This is a genomic window from Streptomyces sp. ISL-96 (genome assembly GCF_018614035.1).
GTDB lineage: Bacteria > Actinomycetota > Actinomycetes > Streptomycetales > Streptomycetaceae > Streptomyces.
The window spans coordinates 22284-36560 of the sequence record NZ_JAGGPA010000028.1 but is presented as its reverse complement, the minus strand read 5'-3'; the positions used below and the strand labels follow the sequence as shown (position 1 = coordinate 36560).

15 protein-coding genes are annotated in these 14277 nt (G+C 69.3%); 4 read left to right on the top strand and 11 right to left on the bottom strand.

The features are described from left to right. The first annotated feature begins 3 nt into the window (after nucleotides 1-3). The 4 genes from J7E96_RS20220 to J7E96_RS20205 all read left to right on the top strand — a co-directional run bounded on the left by J7E96_RS20220 (nucleotide 4) and on the right by J7E96_RS20205 (nucleotide 4722). On the top strand, nucleotides 4-768 hold the full coding sequence (locus J7E96_RS20220) for a transglycosylase SLT domain-containing protein (protein WP_215133058.1): 765 nt from the start codon (nucleotides 4-6) through the stop codon (nucleotides 766-768). Between the two features lie 176 nt (nucleotides 769-944). Continuing rightward, the gene (locus tag J7E96_RS20215) at nucleotides 945-1214 is read left to right on the top strand and encodes a DUF4873 domain-containing protein (RefSeq protein WP_215133057.1); all 270 of its coding nucleotides are present in this window, start codon (nucleotides 945-947) and stop codon (nucleotides 1212-1214) included. Nucleotides 1215-1273: 59 nt separating this feature from the next. Continuing rightward, nucleotides 1274-4027 (top strand): SpoIIE family protein phosphatase, encoded by a 2754-nt coding sequence (locus J7E96_RS20210; RefSeq protein ID WP_215133056.1) that lies wholly within the window; start codon nucleotides 1274-1276, stop codon nucleotides 4025-4027. 98 nt (nucleotides 4028-4125) lie between these two features. Further along, entirely contained in the window at nucleotides 4126-4722 is a 597-nt protein-coding gene (locus J7E96_RS20205) for a Type-2Aa cytolytic delta-endotoxin (RefSeq protein ID WP_215133055.1), read from the top strand. A 59-nt stretch (nucleotides 4723-4781) separates the two neighbouring features. On the opposite strand, the gene J7E96_RS20200 is transcribed toward J7E96_RS20205, so the two are convergent. The 11 genes from J7E96_RS20200 to J7E96_RS20150 form a co-directional block, all read right to left on the bottom strand. Next, a complete protein-coding gene (locus J7E96_RS20200; RefSeq protein ID WP_215133054.1) occupies nucleotides 4782-6032 on the bottom strand; it encodes a cytochrome P450 in 1251 nt (416 codons plus the stop codon). 78 nt (nucleotides 6033-6110) lie between these two features. After that, the gene (locus tag J7E96_RS20195; RefSeq protein ID WP_215133053.1) at nucleotides 6111-6296 is read right to left on the bottom strand and encodes a DUF1737 domain-containing protein; all 186 of its coding nucleotides are present in this window, start codon (nucleotides 6294-6296) and stop codon (nucleotides 6111-6113) included. A 13-nt stretch (nucleotides 6297-6309) separates the two neighbouring features. Next, nucleotides 6310-7098, bottom strand: coding sequence for a type 1 glutamine amidotransferase (locus tag J7E96_RS20190; protein WP_215133052.1), 789 nt, complete (start codon nucleotides 7096-7098; stop codon nucleotides 6310-6312). Nucleotides 7099-7140: 42 nt separating this feature from the next. Continuing rightward, complete coding sequence (locus J7E96_RS20185) at nucleotides 7141-8049, bottom strand: amino acid ABC transporter permease (RefSeq protein ID WP_215133051.1); 909 nt, start codon at nucleotides 8047-8049, stop codon at nucleotides 7141-7143. Continuing rightward, nucleotides 8046-8711: an amino acid ABC transporter permease gene (locus tag J7E96_RS20180; protein WP_215133050.1), complete on the bottom strand. Its 666-nt coding sequence runs from the start codon at nucleotides 8709-8711 to the stop codon at nucleotides 8046-8048. The genes J7E96_RS20185 and J7E96_RS20180 overlap by 4 nt, the downstream gene beginning before the upstream one ends. 32 nt (nucleotides 8712-8743) lie before the next feature. Then, nucleotides 8744-9583, bottom strand: a complete 840-nt coding sequence (locus J7E96_RS20175; protein ID WP_215133049.1) for a glutamate ABC transporter substrate-binding protein — start codon at nucleotides 9581-9583, stop codon at nucleotides 8744-8746. Nucleotides 9584-9598: 15 nt separating this feature from the next. Further along, nucleotides 9599-10384, bottom strand: coding sequence for an amino acid ABC transporter ATP-binding protein (locus J7E96_RS20170; RefSeq protein ID WP_215133048.1), 786 nt, complete (start codon nucleotides 10382-10384; stop codon nucleotides 9599-9601). 88 nt (nucleotides 10385-10472) lie between these two features. Then, nucleotides 10473-11063, bottom strand: a complete 591-nt coding sequence (locus tag J7E96_RS20165; protein ID WP_251070180.1) for an ATP/GTP-binding protein — start codon at nucleotides 11061-11063, stop codon at nucleotides 10473-10475. Then, nucleotides 11050-11412 carry a DUF742 domain-containing protein gene (locus J7E96_RS20160; protein ID WP_214966891.1) on the bottom strand — a complete coding sequence of 121 codons (363 nt, stop codon included), beginning with the start codon at nucleotides 11410-11412 and terminating at the stop codon, nucleotides 11050-11052. The genes J7E96_RS20165 and J7E96_RS20160 overlap by 14 nt, the downstream gene beginning before the upstream one ends. After that, the gene (locus J7E96_RS20155; protein ID WP_215133047.1) at nucleotides 11412-11816 is read right to left on the bottom strand and encodes a roadblock/LC7 domain-containing protein; all 405 of its coding nucleotides are present in this window, start codon (nucleotides 11814-11816) and stop codon (nucleotides 11412-11414) included. Before J7E96_RS20155 ends, J7E96_RS20160 begins: the two co-directional genes overlap by 1 nt. Further along, nucleotides 11813-14131 carry a sensor histidine kinase gene (locus tag J7E96_RS20150; RefSeq protein WP_215133046.1) on the bottom strand — a complete coding sequence of 773 codons (2319 nt, stop codon included), beginning with the start codon at nucleotides 14129-14131 and terminating at the stop codon, nucleotides 11813-11815. The genes J7E96_RS20155 and J7E96_RS20150 overlap by 4 nt, the downstream gene beginning before the upstream one ends. Nucleotides 14132-14277: the final 146 nt, after the last annotated feature.

The following is a 14277-nucleotide window of genomic DNA, read 5'->3' as shown; positions in this document are numbered from 1 at the left end:
GTTATGCCCTCGAAGGGTAAGCACCGTCGTCCCAAGGCCAGATCCCTCACTCGCGGTTTCATCGCCGCGACCACGGGTGGCGCCGCACTCGCCCTGCCGCTGATCGGGGCGACCTCCGCCACCGCCGCGCAGCCCGCCGCTGTCGAAAAGGCCGCACCGGCCGTCGCCGCCGCCGCGAAGAAGGCCGGCCCCACGACCTACTCCGTGGTCTCGGGCGACTCTCTCTTCAAGATCGCGGACGCGCGCTCCGTGAGCGGTGGCTGGAAGAAGCTGTACGAGGACAACCGGCAGGTCATCGGCGACAACCCGGCGCTGATTCACCCCGGCCTCAAGCTGACGATCGGCGCGAAGGCCAAGCCGAAGGCGAAGACGCCCGCGAAGGCCGCCCCCACCGAGCGGGCCGACCGCTCCGAGACCCGCACCGCCGTCGCGAAGACCACGACGTACGCCAACAACCTGGACGGCTGGATCAAGGAGTCGCTGGCCGTCATGGCCAAGCACGGCATCCCCGGCACGTACGAGGGCATCCACCGCAACATCATGCGTGAGTCCTCGGGCAACCCGATGGCCATCAACAACTGGGACTCCAACGCCGTGGCCGGTACGCCGTCCAAGGGGCTCCTCCAGGTCATCCAGCCGACCTTCGCGGCCTACCACGTCCCCGGAACCTCGATGGACAGCTACGACCCGGTCGCCAACATCACCGCCGCCTGCAATTACGCCGCGGACCGCTACGGCTCGATCGACAACGTCAACGGACCGTACTAGAGCGACCGCCGGGGTGGGTGAACACCCTTCCCGTAGCGAGTAATTGAGAACGTCACGGCTGTGTGCTCCAGCAGGGCGCCCGAGGGCACCCCGCTGGAGCACACAGCCGGTCGTACACCCAGCGCGCCTCGCCCCTGTGGTAGGACGCGGCGGCCAGTGGGCGCACACTGGGGACCATGAGTAACTACCAGGGGCCCGCGGTCCTCATCACCGGTGATGTCGAGATCGATGTAGTGGCCACGCTCAGCGGAGGCCGGGCCGAGCTGGCCGAGTGGGGCGGCAGCGCGCAGACCGACAGGGCGACAGAAGAGTTCTTCGCGGCGATGGAGGGCGACCACGCCACACTGCGGCTGCCGGACGGCCGGGAGGCGACTGTCCTGGCGAAGCGCACCGCCATCGGCAGCGGGCGGCTGAAGATTTCCGGGGTCGGCCCGCTCCCGTTCTAGAAGGAGCCGTCGCCGTCCACGGCCGCCCCTGAAATGTCACTAAATGCTAAAAATGGGGCATGAGCGGACGCCTCGGACGATCCAGGCATGTGGGGTCACCGCGCCCGTCACGACGAGGAGTGCTTTCCCGGCTGGAGGTGCGCAGCGCCGCCGGTCAGGTCCTCTTCCTCCAGATCGTGGTCGCGGTGCTGCTGATCACCGCCGCGGTGGTCGCACTCGCGTTCCAGACGCGCCACGACAGCGAGCGGGACGCCCGTAACCGCTCGCTCGCCGCCGCGGCGGCCTTCGCGGACGCCCCGGGCACCGTCGAGGCCCTGCGGTCCCCCGACCCGGCCGCCGTTCTGCAAGCCCACGCGGAGTCGGCCCGGCGGGGGTCGGGCCTGGACTTCATGGCAGTGATGGCACCGGACGGCACCCGGTACGTCGACACCGATCCGACGCTGATCGGCGAGCGCGCCGAGGGGATCGAACGCGCCTCGGGCGGAACGGCCTTCACGGAGATCTTCACGGGCGCCCCGAACGACGCGGCCCGGGCCGTCGTGCCCGTAGTGGACCGCGCCGGTTCCGTCGTCGGCCTGGTGGCCGCCGGTGTCACCGTCGAGAACGTCGGGGACGCGGTGGACCGCCAGCTGCCGATGCTCCTGGCCTCGGCCACCGCCGCACTCGTTCTCGCCACAGGCAGCTCCGTGCTCGTGAGCAGGAGGCTGCGCCGGCAGACGCACGGCCTCGGCCCCACCGAGATGACCCGGATGTACGAACACCACGACGCGGTTTTGCACGCCGTCCGGGAAGGGGTGCTCATCGTCGGGGACGACGGCCGGCTGACGCTGGTCAACGACGAGGCACGCAGGCTCCTGGAGCTGCCCGCGGGCGCGGAGGGCCGGCACGTCACCGAGGTGGGCCTCGATGAATCCATCGCCGAGCTGCTGGCCTCGGGCCGCGCCGTGACCGACGAGGTGCACCTGGCCGGGGACCGCCTGCTGGCTGTCAACACACGCCCCACCGCCCCGTACGGCGGTCCCCCCGGCACCGCCGCGACGCTCCGCGACACCACCGAGCTGCGCGCGCTGTCCGGCGCGGCGGAGGTGGCCAGGGAGCGCCTGAAGCTGCTGTACGAGGCCGGGGTGCGGATCGGCACCACGCTGGACGTGACGCGTACCGCCGAGGAACTGTCCGAGGTGGCGGTCCCCCGGTTCGCGGACTTCACCACGGTGGAGCTGCTGGACCCCGTACTGCACGGCGAGGAGCCGACAGGCGCGTACACCGCGATGCGCCGCGCCGCTGTGAGCGGCCGCCGCGAGGAGGACCGGCCGTTCCAGCCGGTGGGCGACCTGATCAGGTTCGTGGTCCCCACGACGCCGATGGCAGCGGCGCTGGCAAGCGGCCATGCGGTGCTGGAGGCCGATCTGACGGTGGCCCACGGCTGGCGGTCCCAGGATCCGGTGGGGGCCGACCGGGCTCTCGCCTACGGCATCCGTTCCCTGGTCTCCGTGCCGTTGCAGGCCCGTGGTGTCGTCCTCGGCATGGCGAATTTCTGGCGCGCGGAGCCCACTGAGCGTTTCGGGGAGGAAGATCTGGCCTTCGCCGAGGAACTGGCGGCCCGCGCCGCGGTCGCCATCGACAACGCTCGTCGCTTCACCCGTGAACACACGATGGCCGTAACTCTCCAGCGCAGCCTGCTGCCCCGCGTCCTGCCCGAGCAGGATGCCGTGGATGTCGCGTACCGCTACCTGCCCGCGCAGGCCGGGGTGGGTGGCGACTGGTTCGACGTCATCCCTCTGCCGGGGGCGCGGGTCGCCCTGGTCGTCGGCGACGTCGTCGGCCACGGCCTGCACGCCGCCGCCACCATGGGCCGGCTGCGCACCGCCGTCCACAACTTCTCCGCCCTCGACCTGTCACCGGACGAGCTCCTGGGCCACCTCGACGAGCTGGTCTCCCGTATCGACGACGAGGAGGGGGACGAAGGCGGCGACGGCATCACGGGCGCCACCTGCCTGTACGCCATTTACGATCCGGCCTCGGGCGTGTGCAGCATGGCTACGGCCGGGCACTTCGCCCCCGCGCTGGTCCGCCCCGACGGCTCGGTGGAAATCCTGGACATCCCCGTCTTCCCGCCGCTCGGCCTCCACGGCCTGCCCTTCGAGACCGCCGAAGTGCTCCTGCCCGAGGGCAGCCGGCTCGTCCTCTACACCGACGGCCTCATCGAGTACCGCGACCGCGACATCGACACCGGTCTGCGCCTCCTGCGCGACACCCTCGCCGACGACACGAACCCGACGCCCGAGGAGACCTGCCAGGCCGTGTTCAGTGCGATGCTGCCGCCGCACCGCAGTGACGACATCGCGCTGCTGGTGGCCCGCACTCATCTGCTGGACCGTGCCCGGGTCGCCGACTGGGACGTCCCCGCCGACCCCGCGGCCGTCGCACCCGTCCGCGCCGCGTGCGGCCGTCAGCTGGAGACGTGGGGGCTCGGGGACATCGGGTTCACCACCGAACTCATGCTGAGCGAGCTCATCACCAACGCCATCCGCTACGGCTCCGAGCCGATCCACGTACGGCTGATGTACGAGCGCGGTCTGATCTGCGAGGTGTCCGACGGCAGCAGCACCGCCCCGCACCTGCGGCGCGCCGCCACCACCGACGAAGGCGGGCGCGGTCTGTTCCTGGTCTCCCAGTTCGCCGGGCGGTGGGGAACCAGGTACACGGCGACCGGCAAGGTCATGTGGATCGAGCAGTCACTGAACGACGGTCAGCAGCCGTCGGCCGAGCCGTCCCTGGACGATCTGTCCTGGTTGCCCGTCGACCCGCTCTGACGGCCGTGGGGACGAACCGTGCCCCGTGCGGAGGGCGAGCGTACGGACGGCATACTCTCCGACCGGGCGCGATCATTTCCGACACGCTAGGAGCAGCGATGGCTGACCAGATCGCCACCGAGAAGACAACGTTCAGGACGGTCTTCGAGGTGGGGTCGTCCTTCATGGGCAGGGCGCGGGACATTGAGGCCGGATTCCAGCACGCGATCGCCCCGGCGACCGTGGACTTCGACTTCGGTGAGATCAGCCGGGCGGCGAGCGGCATCCCGGACTGTTCGACCGTAAAGATCATCCGTGGCTGGGGTCTGCAGGAGACCGCTCCCGTCAGCGTCATGGTCCTGTCCCTCAAGGAGGCTGTACGCCAGGCCCTTCCGCTCCCGACGGCCAATCCCGTGTTCTGGGACAAGGTCGAGCGGGCGCTGACCGAAGCCTTCGTCGGCCTGGGCGGGCAGGAGGGCACGCACCTCTCCTTCTACCGGGAGGAGCCGGACCGTACGAGCTACTACTACAACCTGCTGTTCGCCCTCCAGGACGAGGAGACGGAGGCCTCTGTCTACGCGATCGCCTTCTGCGCCAATGTGACGGTCGCGCTCGGCCCGGAGCAGGTCCGTTCCCTGACCGTCGGGGACACCGCGCGGTACGCGATCCGGCTGAACGCGATCACCGTGCGGCAGGACCTGCCGTCCGCCGGCTGATCACCGAAGCCGCCGTGCCTCACCCTTCGTCGGGGTGAGGCGCGGCGTGCGGCGTACGGTCAGCCCCGTTCCACGAGAACGTGCAGCGGCGCCCGGAAGGACAGCAGCCCCAGCATCTCCGGGGGCGATGAGGTGTCCGCGAGCCGCAGACCGGGCAGTCGCGACGCGGTCATCCGCATCATCACGCCGGCCTCCATCCTGGCCAGTTCGGCGCCTGAGCACCTGTGGCGCCCTACGCCGAAGGCCAGATGCTTGCGCGGGTTCGGCCGGTACGGGCAGAGCTGCTCCGGGTTCTCGAACATCTCGGGGTCCGAGCCAGTGGAGGCCAGCATCAGCAGCAGCGGCGCGCCCGCCGGGATGTCCACTCCGCGCAGGGTGACCGGCCGGCCGGTGACCCTGCGCCAGGTGGTGATCGGGGGCTCGCGGCGCAGCACCTCCTCGGTCCACGGCTGCGCACTGCCCGGCTCGTCGGCGAAGCGCTGCCACAGCCCGGGTTCGGCCAGCGCGCGCCGGTACATGATGCTCAGCATCTGCCGGGTGGTGGCCTGACCGGCGATGATCATGAAGTAGAGCACCGCCGCGGTCTCGGCCACGCCCAGTGGCTCGCCACCCGGCAGCCGGTGCGCCGCCAGTGCGCCGAGCAGTGTGTCTTCCTGGGGGCCGGGCCTGGTCACCAGTTCCCTCAGCCACGAGTAGAAGTCGGCTGCTTCGCATGCCAGCGCGCGCTGCCGGCCGGCGTCCGGGCGGCCCCAGAAGAGCTCCAGCGAGGCGTCGCTCCAGCGGGCCAGGTTGTCGATGCCGACGTCATTGGCCTGTCGTTCGAGGCCGATCAGCCGCAGCAGCACCCGCAACGGGACGTCCTGGGCGAGCGTGGTGGCCAGGTCGCACACACCGTCGGTGTCGAGCCGTTCCCCGACCTGGTCCAGGCACTCCCCGACCACCTGCTCGACCATCGGCACGGCGGCGGTGACGGCCTGGGCGTTGAGCAGCCGGGTCATGATGCGCCGGTAGCCGGCGTGGCTTTCGCCGCCGTTGCTGGCCAGCGTGGGCGGCAGGGCGAACTTCGCCCGGGCGAGGACGCGCAGGGTCTGCACCGAGAAGCGGCCGATCGCGTCCATCGCGTTGTCCGGCAGGAAGGTGTCCGTATCGAGCAACACCGCTCGCACGTCGTCGTAGCGGCTCACCAGCCACAGGCCCGTGTCCGGTTCGTAGTGCACGGGCGCGGTCTCGCGCAGCGCGTCCCACACCGGAAAGGGGTCAAGGGCGTACGCCTCGTCGAAAAGATCCACACTGCTCATGGATATCGCCATGGCGAAACTCCACCCCCCTTCCTCGGCACCACCGTGGTCAGCCACTTCTCGGGCCGCACAATATCGTCTGCCCGGCTGTTACCGCTTCGCCGGCCAGACCAGTGCCTGTGCCACGATCACGCGCTCGCCGTCGAAGGTGACGGCGGGGCCTTCATACAGCTGATAGCCGAGCGCGATCGCCTCGCTCACCCGTCGGCAGAACGCCGCGTCGTCGGGGCCGGTCAGAACGCGATAGGCCGGGAGCCCGTCCGGTGGTGTGCTCATGGCGACCAGCCTCTCATGACGGCGGGACGCGATCCCTGTGGCGCTGGTGGACCAGGGCGGCCCAGCGGTGGGCGACGGGGCGCCAGGTCCGGGTCGTCTCGGCCGCTGCCGCCGTCACCTGCGCGACGATCTCGTCCGCCTCGGCCCCGGCCTTGCGCAGCATGGCGCTCTCATGGGCCCAGCCCGTGACGATCTCTGGCGTCGCCTCGGGGTGGAACTGGGTTCCCCACGCCTGATCGCCGAGGCGGAAGGCCTGGTGCGGGGAGTCGGTGCCGCCTATGAGAAGGACCGCGCCGGGCGGCAGGACGGCCATTTCCTCCCGGTGCCAGAGCATGGCCGGCGGGCAGTCGGCCAGTCCGGCGAAGACGGGGTCTTCGGCCGCCGCGGGGAGCACCTTCAGGTCGTACACACCGGTTTGAGGCACATCACGGCGTTCCGTACGGCCGTCGAACTCCGCGGTCATCAGCTCGGCCCCGAGGCAGATGCCGAACGTGGGAGTGCCGCGCTCGAAGGCCGCACGCAGGAGGGCCCGGGTGGCGGGCAGCCACGGGAAGCGGTCGTCGTCCCAAGGGCCCGGGGATCCGCCCAGGACGAGGAGTCCGGCGAAGTGGTCGACGTCCTCGGGCAGGGGCTCACCCAGGTAGGGACGCACGACGTGCAGCCGCAGACCGGCTTCGGCGAGCCACCCGCCCCACAGTCCGGGCGGACACTCCGCCTCGTGCTCGACGACCAGAATCCCGGGCGGCTCAGCGCCGGCGGGCGTCACCCATCGTTGCCGGAGTACGGCAGGTATCTCGGCCATGGCAGCCATTGTTGCCGGTCGTGAGGGGCCGTTCGCTCAGCTTTACGATCTGTCCGGGCCGCCCGGGCCCATATGTTCGCCGGGTCTCGCGAGCTCCTCGACGGCGTCGACGCCCACCACCGCGCCGGTGGACTTCTTGCCGCGCCGCAGCCTGCCCTCCAGCCAGCTGGCGAAGGTGGTCAGCGCGAAGTTCAGCAGCACGAAGAGCACGGCGACGACGGTGAAGCTGGCGATGGTGTTCGCGCCGTAGTTCGCGCTCATCGGGCGGACCGATGCGAGCAGCTCGGAGAAGCCGAGCAGCGCGCCGCCGAGCGCGGTGTCCTTCACGATGACCACCAGCTGGCTGACGAGCGCCGGCAGCATCGCGGTGACCGACTGCGGCAGCAGCACGTACCGCATCGTCTGGCCCTTGCGCATGCCGATCGCCTTGGCCGCGTCGGTCTGGCCGCTGGGCAGGGACAGGATGCCGGCCCGCACCACCTCGGCGAGTACCGAGGCGTTGTAGAGGACGAGGCCGGTCACCACGGCGTACAGCGGCCGGTTGTCCGGGCTGATGTCGGTGTACTCGGAGTACGCCTCGTTGGCGAAGAGCATCAGGATCAGCACCGGGATGGCGCGGAAGAACTCGACCACGGTGCCGGCCGCGCCCCGTACCCACCAGTGGTCGGAGAGCCGAGCGATACCGAAGAGCGCTCCGAGGGGCAGGGCGATGACCATGGCGAGGGAAGCGCCGATGAGCGTGTTCTCGAGACCGGGCAGGATGTACGTCGTCCAGGCCCGGCTGTCGGTGAAGAACGGCTCCCACTTGATCCACTCGAGCTGGTTCTTGTCGGCGAGGGCCTTCAGCACCCACCAGATCAGTGCCGCGAGCGCCACCAGGAACACGATCGTGAACAGGACGTTGCGCCGTTTCGCGCGGGGCCCGGGAACGTCGTACAGAACGGACGTCATCGCCTCACCGCCACCTTCTTGCTCACCCAGCCGAGGATCAGTCCGGTCGGGAGGGTGAGGCAGATGAACCCGAGCGCGAAAATGGCGGAGATGAGGATGAGCTGCGCCTCGTTCTCGATCATTTCCCGCATCAGGGTGGCCGCCTCGGCCACACCGATCGCGGCGGCCACCGTGGTGTTCTTGGTCAGTGCGATCAGTACGTTCGCGAGCGGCCCCACCACGGAACGGAAGGCCTGCGGAAGGACGATCAGCGACAGCACCTGCGTGAAGCTCAGGCCGATGGCACGCGCTGCCTCCGACTGACCGACAGGCACCGTGTTGGTCCCGGACCTCAGCGCCTCACAGACGAACGCCGAGGTGTAGGCGATGAAGCCGAGCACGGAAAGCCTGAAGTTGATGGTCTCGAAATCCTGGGCGCCGAGACTGACGCTGAGCGTCTGGAAGAGGCCCAGCGAGGTGAAGACGATGATCACCGTCAGCGGAATGTTCCGCACCACGTTGACGTACGAGGTGCCGAAGCCGCGCATCAGCGGCACCGGGCTCACCCGCATGGCGGCCAGGATCGTTCCCCAGATCAGGGAGCCGATGGCCGAGTAGACGGTGAGCTGTACCGTCACCCAGAAGGCGCCCAGCAGATCGTAACCCTCAAGAAAGTCGAACACGATCGCCCGCTTTCCGCGTGTGTGGAGGTGCGTCAGCGGACGATGTTGCCGATCTCCGGGGCGGGTTCGTTCTTGTAGTTGGCCGGGCCGAAGTTCTTCTTGACGTACTCGTCCCAGGAGCCGTCATCGACCATCTTCTCCAGGGCGGTGTTGATCCTGGCCTTGAGATCGCTGCCGTTCTGGACGCCGATGCCGTAGTTCTCGTTGCTCAGCTTGAAGCCGCCCAGCTTGAACTTGCCCTGGTGCTCCTTCTGCGCGGCATAGCCGGCGAGGATCACGTCGTCGGTGGTGACCGCGTCGATGACCCTGTTCTCCAGGCCGGTCAGGCACTCCGAATAGCCGCCGTACTCCTGGAGCTGCGCCTTCGGCGCGAGCTTCGACTTGACGTTCTGCGCGGAGGTGGAGCCGGTGACCGAGCAGAGCTTCTTGTTGTTCAGGTCCTCGGGCTTCTTGATGGAGTCGTCGTCCGCCCGGACCAGGATGTCCTGGTGCGCGAGCAGGTAGGGGCCGGCGAAGTCGACCTTCTTCTCACGTTCGTCGTTGATGGAGTAGGTGGCCGCGATGAAGTCGACATCGCCGCGCTCCAGGAGCGTCTCGCGGTCGGCGCTCTTGGCTTCCTTCCACTCGATGTCGCCGGGCTCGGTGCCGAGCTCCTTGGCGACGTACGTCGCCACGTCGACGTCGAATCCCGTGTACTTGCCGTCCGGCGTCTTCAGGCCGAGGCCCGGCTGATCGAACTTGATACCGACGGTGAGCTTGTCCCCACCGCCGCCCGTACCGCTCTCGTCGCCGTCGTCGGAGCCGCAGGCCGTGGCGCTCAGGGACAGTGCGAGCGCGGCGGCGGCCGCGGCGGTGACCTTGAGAATCTTCATGGTGATCATCCCTGTTCAGTGGTGAAGGATCTTCGACAGGAAGTCCTTGGCGCGGGTGCTGCGCGGATTGGTGAAGAACTGGTCGGGTGTCGTCTCCTCCACGATGCGGCCGTCCGCCATGAACACCACGCGGTTGGCGGCCGAACGGGCGAAGCCCATCTCGTGCGTGACGACGACCATCGTCATGCCCTCACGGGCGAGCTGCTGCATGACCTCCAGCACCTCGTTGATCATCTCGGGGTCGAGTGCCGAGGTCGGCTCGTCGAAGAGCATGACCTTCGGTTCCATCGCCAGCGCGCGGGCGATCGCCACGCGCTGCTGCTGGCCGCCGGAGAGCTGTGCGGGGTACTTGTCGGCCTGCTCGGTCACGCCGACCCGCTGGAGGAGCGCGCGGGCCCGTTCCTCGGCCGCCTTCTTGTCCTTCTTACGGACCTTGATCTGGCCCAGCGTCACGTTGTCCAGCACGGTCTTGTGGGCGAAGAGGTTGAACGACTGGAAGACCATGCCCACATCGGCCCGCAGCCTGGCCAGCTCGCGTCCCTCGGCGGGCAGTGGCTTGCCGTCGATGAAGATCTCGCCCGAGTCGATGGCCTCCAGACGGTTGATGGCGCGGCACAGCGTGGACTTCCCGGACCCGGACGGCCCGATGACGACGACCACCTCGCCACGGGTGATGGTCAGATCGATGTCCTGGAGCACATGCAGCGCGCCGAAGTGCTTGTTGACGTTCTTCAGCACGACGAGGGCGTCGTCCCTGCCCGGCGTCAGGTCTCCCTTGGTGGTCACAGCTCCTCCGCTCATCGGCTTCATACTCCGTCCGACCGCGGTCGGGCGCACGCCGGGAAAGCCAAGCGGGAAGGTCTGGCCGTTCTGGTTCCTTCAAGCCCCTCTAAACGGCAGCCGTGGTCCCTGCCTTGGCGATGAGCAGGTCGAGGAGCGCGAGCAGCGCGTCGCGGACGTCCGTACGGGAGCGGGCGTCGAGCATGAGGATCGGTGTGTTCGGGTCGCGCAGATGCAGTGCGGCCCCGATCTCCTCGGCGGTGTACGGCTGCTCGCCGTGGAAGCAGTTCGCGCCGACCACGAACGGCAGCCCGCGGCTCTCGAAGAAGTCGACGGCGGGGAAACTGCGGTCCAGGCGCCGGGTGTCGACGAGCACGATCGCGCCGAAGGCCCCGTTCAGCAGGTCGTCCCACATGAACCAGAAGCGCTCCTGGCCCGGGGTGCCGAACAGGTAAAGGACGACTCCGGCGTCGGTGAGGGTGATCCGCCCGAAGTCCATCGCCACGGTGGTCACCGTCTTGGACTCGATGCCGTCGAGGTCGTCGACGCCGACGCCGGCGGCCGTCAGCCGCTCCTCCGTGCGCAGCGGCTCGATCTCGGAGACCGTCTCGACCAGGGTCGTCTTGCCGACGCCGAAGCCGCCGGCGATGAGGATCTTGACCGGCGCCGCTTCCCGGGCAGGTGTGTCATAGGTGGGCAAGGCTGTCCCTGATTCTCATGAGCAGGTGGACATTGCTGGTCTCGGCGCCTTCCAGGGGCGGCCGGTGGTGGATCAGCCCGCGGTCCACGAGTTCGCCGAGCAGGACCGCCATCGGAGTGAGGCGCATGTGCATCCGGGCGGCGATCTCGGCGACCGCCCGCCCGTCCGGAGCCGGACACATCGCGAGGATGGCCTGCCACTCGCTGGGCAGGCCGCCATGAGCGTCCGCCGCCACCGCCGCCGTGATCGTCGTGTCCATGGTCAGGACGGTGTGCGGAGCGGCTGTACGGCCGTCGGTCAGCGCGTACAGCCGCGTCCGGCGGCCTCGCGGCTGCGGATCGTCCGGCATTACGACGGGAGTACCTGGGTGCGCTCGGGAGTGCCCAGCCACTCGCCGAGCGCCTGCGCGGTCCGTACCGCCTCGCCGCCCAGCTCCCCCAGCCGTGCCTTGCGGGAGGTTACGACGATGAGTGTGCTGCCCGCGCCGCACCCCACGATGCAGAGATAGCGGTCGTCCATCTCGACCAGCTGGCGGATCACCCCGCCGCCGTCGATTTCCCTGGATATCGCCTTCATCGTGGCGGCGATTCCGGAGGACGCGGCGGCTATGCGCTCCGCCTGGTCACGTTCCAGCAGATAGGCGCTGAGCTTGATGCCGTCGTTGGAGAGGAGCACGGCTCCCTCGATGCCGGCGATCCTGCTCAGATTGTTGTCCAGGATGCTGTAGATCATGTCGTTCGATGTCGTCGTCATGGCTGGTCCTGTCGGAGCTCTGCTTCCACTTTCTGGGTCCCTTGCTCGTAGTCCGCCCAGGCGTCGGCCACCTCTTCGGGTGTCGCCGCGTCCTGGACGGCCGCTGCTTGTGGTGCGCGCGGCTCGCGGAGTTGCTCGGCGATATGGGTGTGCGGGACGCGCTCGGGGAGCGTCGGCCGCGAGCCCTGTGGCCTCGCTTGCGGCCTCTCTTGCGGCCGACGGCTCGGCAGCCCGGTCTTCATCTCCGACGCCGGCTCGGGCCCCCGTTCGTCGAGGCGGCGCGGCCCGGAGTCGGGGCGTACCGGCACGGACCGCACCCGGTCGCGTTGTGCCCGCTCGGACTGTGCCGACTCGCGCGCCGGTTCCCGCTCCGTCGGTACGAGCAGCTCCCCGGGGATGACCACCACGGCCGAGGTCCCGCCGTAGACGGACCGGCGCAGCGTGACGGTGGCCGGAAGCTGGTCGGCGAGGTGGCCGACGACGAAGAGCCCCAGCCGGTGCGCGTTCTGTGCCAGGACGGCGTACGGCGGAGCCGAGTGCAGCCGGCGGTTCATCTCCTCGTAGCTCGCGGGGGTCACCCGCGGGCCGCGGTCCTCGATCTCGACCGAGAGACCGTCGGCCACCAGCTCGGCCCGGATGACGACCTTGGACTTCGGCGGGGAGAACCGGGTGGCGTTGTCCAGCAGCTCCGCGAGGAGGTGACTGATCTGGCTGATCACACGCGGTTCCACGCTGATCTCGTCCAGAGCCTGCCGCTCGATCCGCCGGAAGTCCTCGACCTCGGCGGCGGCCTCCCGCAGCAGGTCGGCGACGCGCATGGGTTCGGTGTGCGGGTCCGGGATCTCGCCGCCCGCCAGGATGAGCAGGTTCTCGATCTGCCGTCGCATACCCACCGTCAGCTGGTCGGATCGCATCAACTGGGCCAGGAGCGCCTCGTCGTGCCCGAAGGTGTCCTGGAGGGTCTCGGTGAGGCTGAGCTGACGGCTGACCAGGTTTCCGGTGCGGGAGGCGATGCCCGCGGCGAACATGCCGAACCCGTGGCGCTCGTCCGAAAGCTGCCGGTGCCCGTCGACGGACACGGCGACGACGCGGGCGAACGCGTCGCTGATACGTCCGACCTCGTCCTGGGCCCCGGTGGGGCTGGGCAGCGCGTCGGCGTCGACCGGCTGCCCGCGCTGGAGCCGGGCCACAACGTCCGGCAGCGTCTCCTCGGCGATGGCCACTGTGCTCTCGTGCAGGCCGCGCAGCCGGCGCAGTACCGAGCGCGTGGTGAATACGACGACGCCGGCGACGACCAGCAGCGCCCCGCCGCTTCCCGCGACGAGCCAGGCGACCTCCGCCTCCAGCTCCGCCGCCTGCGTGTCGGCGCGTAGCAGCACGCCTCTCGAACGGTCGGCGTTGAGCGTGGCCAGCTGCTCGGCCAGCTTGTCGTGCGCCGTCCGCCAGCCGGCGGCCTCCAGAGGCAACTGCACGCCGGACGCGATGTCCTCGTGGTCGGACATCACCACGTTCTCGACGCGGGTCTTCGCCTGCCACGCGCCCGAGCCGGTGATCTGTTCGTAGGCCTCTTTGTCCTCGGCGGTCAGGTACGGCACGACCGACGTGTCGTACAGGTACCGGTGGGCTCCGACGGCGTTGACGTATTCGGCGAACCTCGACGCCGTCAGCACCCTGGAGGGACCGGCCGACGCGAGGATCGCCTCCTCGCGCGCCACCAGCTCCGACGCCGAGAACATGGTGGCGACCAGCCGGCTCTCCTGAGTGAGCTCGGCATCCTGCGTGTGGCTGAACTCTTCCTGGTAGACGTGGATCATCTCGCTGATCACGCCGGTGTAGTAGCCGATCGTACGGTCGGCACTGCCGCTCCGGGCGTCCGCGCGCTCACGGTAGGCGTCCAGGTCGTCGAGGCTGTCCCTCAGCTCGACGAGGTGGTGTTCCGCCTGCTCGGACCTCGCGGGACCGGTCGTCGCCGCCCTGCGGAACTCGGCGGCGGCGCGGTCCGTTGCCCCGCGCCGGTCGCGCAGTTCCTTCCCGGGCACCGACGAGCCCGCCCACCGCCCGGCCGTCATGGTCCGCTCGGCCTGCAACTCGACCATGAGCTTGTACAGAGGTACGCCGATCCGCTCACCGGCCGCCACGTCGGCGCGCAGGTGCTCGGACTGGTCCAGCAACCTGTCGGCGGTTATGACGACTTGTCCGCTCATCGCGACGGTGGGGACTACCGCGAGCAGGATGAGCAGGGTGCGCAGGCGAACGGTGCGCCGACGACGACTTCTCGACAGCTTGCGTTGGCCTTCGGGTTCTATGGGAGACATCAGTCCTCGGGGACGGGGAGAGCGGGGACAGACCAGGAACCGGTGCCGACACAAGACTGGGGGGCTTGGGGATGGCCGGACCGGTTCCGTTGAGACGTGGGGGATGCAGATCATAACCAGCCACGCCGAGAAATGGAGTGATTGCC

Coding starts and splice junctions, on each gene's coding strand:
- J7E96_RS20220 (WP_215133058.1), top strand. CDS start 4: ATGCCCTCGAAGGGTAAGCACCGTCGTCCCAAGGCCAGATCCCTCACT.
- J7E96_RS20215 (WP_215133057.1), top strand. CDS start 945: ATGAGTAACTACCAGGGGCCCGCGGTCCTCATCACCGGTGATGTCGAG.
- J7E96_RS20210 (WP_215133056.1), top strand. CDS start 1,274: ATGAGCGGACGCCTCGGACGATCCAGGCATGTGGGGTCACCGCGCCCG.
- J7E96_RS20205 (WP_215133055.1), top strand. CDS start 4,126: ATGGCTGACCAGATCGCCACCGAGAAGACAACGTTCAGGACGGTCTTC.
- J7E96_RS20200 (WP_215133054.1), bottom strand. CDS start 6,032: ATGGCGATATCCATGAGCAGTGTGGATCTTTTCGACGAGGCGTACGCC.
- J7E96_RS20195 (WP_215133053.1), bottom strand. CDS start 6,296: ATGAGCACACCACCGGACGGGCTCCCGGCCTATCGCGTTCTGACCGGC.
- J7E96_RS20190 (WP_215133052.1), bottom strand. CDS start 7,098: ATGGCCGAGATACCTGCCGTACTCCGGCAACGATGGGTGACGCCCGCC.
- J7E96_RS20185 (WP_215133051.1), bottom strand. CDS start 8,049: ATGACGTCCGTTCTGTACGACGTTCCCGGGCCCCGCGCGAAACGGCGC.
- J7E96_RS20175 (WP_215133049.1), bottom strand. CDS start 9,583: ATGAAGATTCTCAAGGTCACCGCCGCGGCCGCCGCCGCGCTCGCACTG.
- J7E96_RS20170 (WP_215133048.1), bottom strand. CDS start 10,384: ATGAGCGGAGGAGCTGTGACCACCAAGGGAGACCTGACGCCGGGCAGG.
- J7E96_RS20160 (WP_214966891.1), bottom strand. CDS start 11,412: ATGCCGGACGATCCGCAGCCGCGAGGCCGCCGGACGCGGCTGTACGCG.
- J7E96_RS20155 (WP_215133047.1), bottom strand. CDS start 11,816: ATGACGACGACATCGAACGACATGATCTACAGCATCCTGGACAACAAT.
- J7E96_RS20150 (WP_215133046.1), bottom strand. CDS start 14,131: ATGTCTCCCATAGAACCCGAAGGCCAACGCAAGCTGTCGAGAAGTCGT.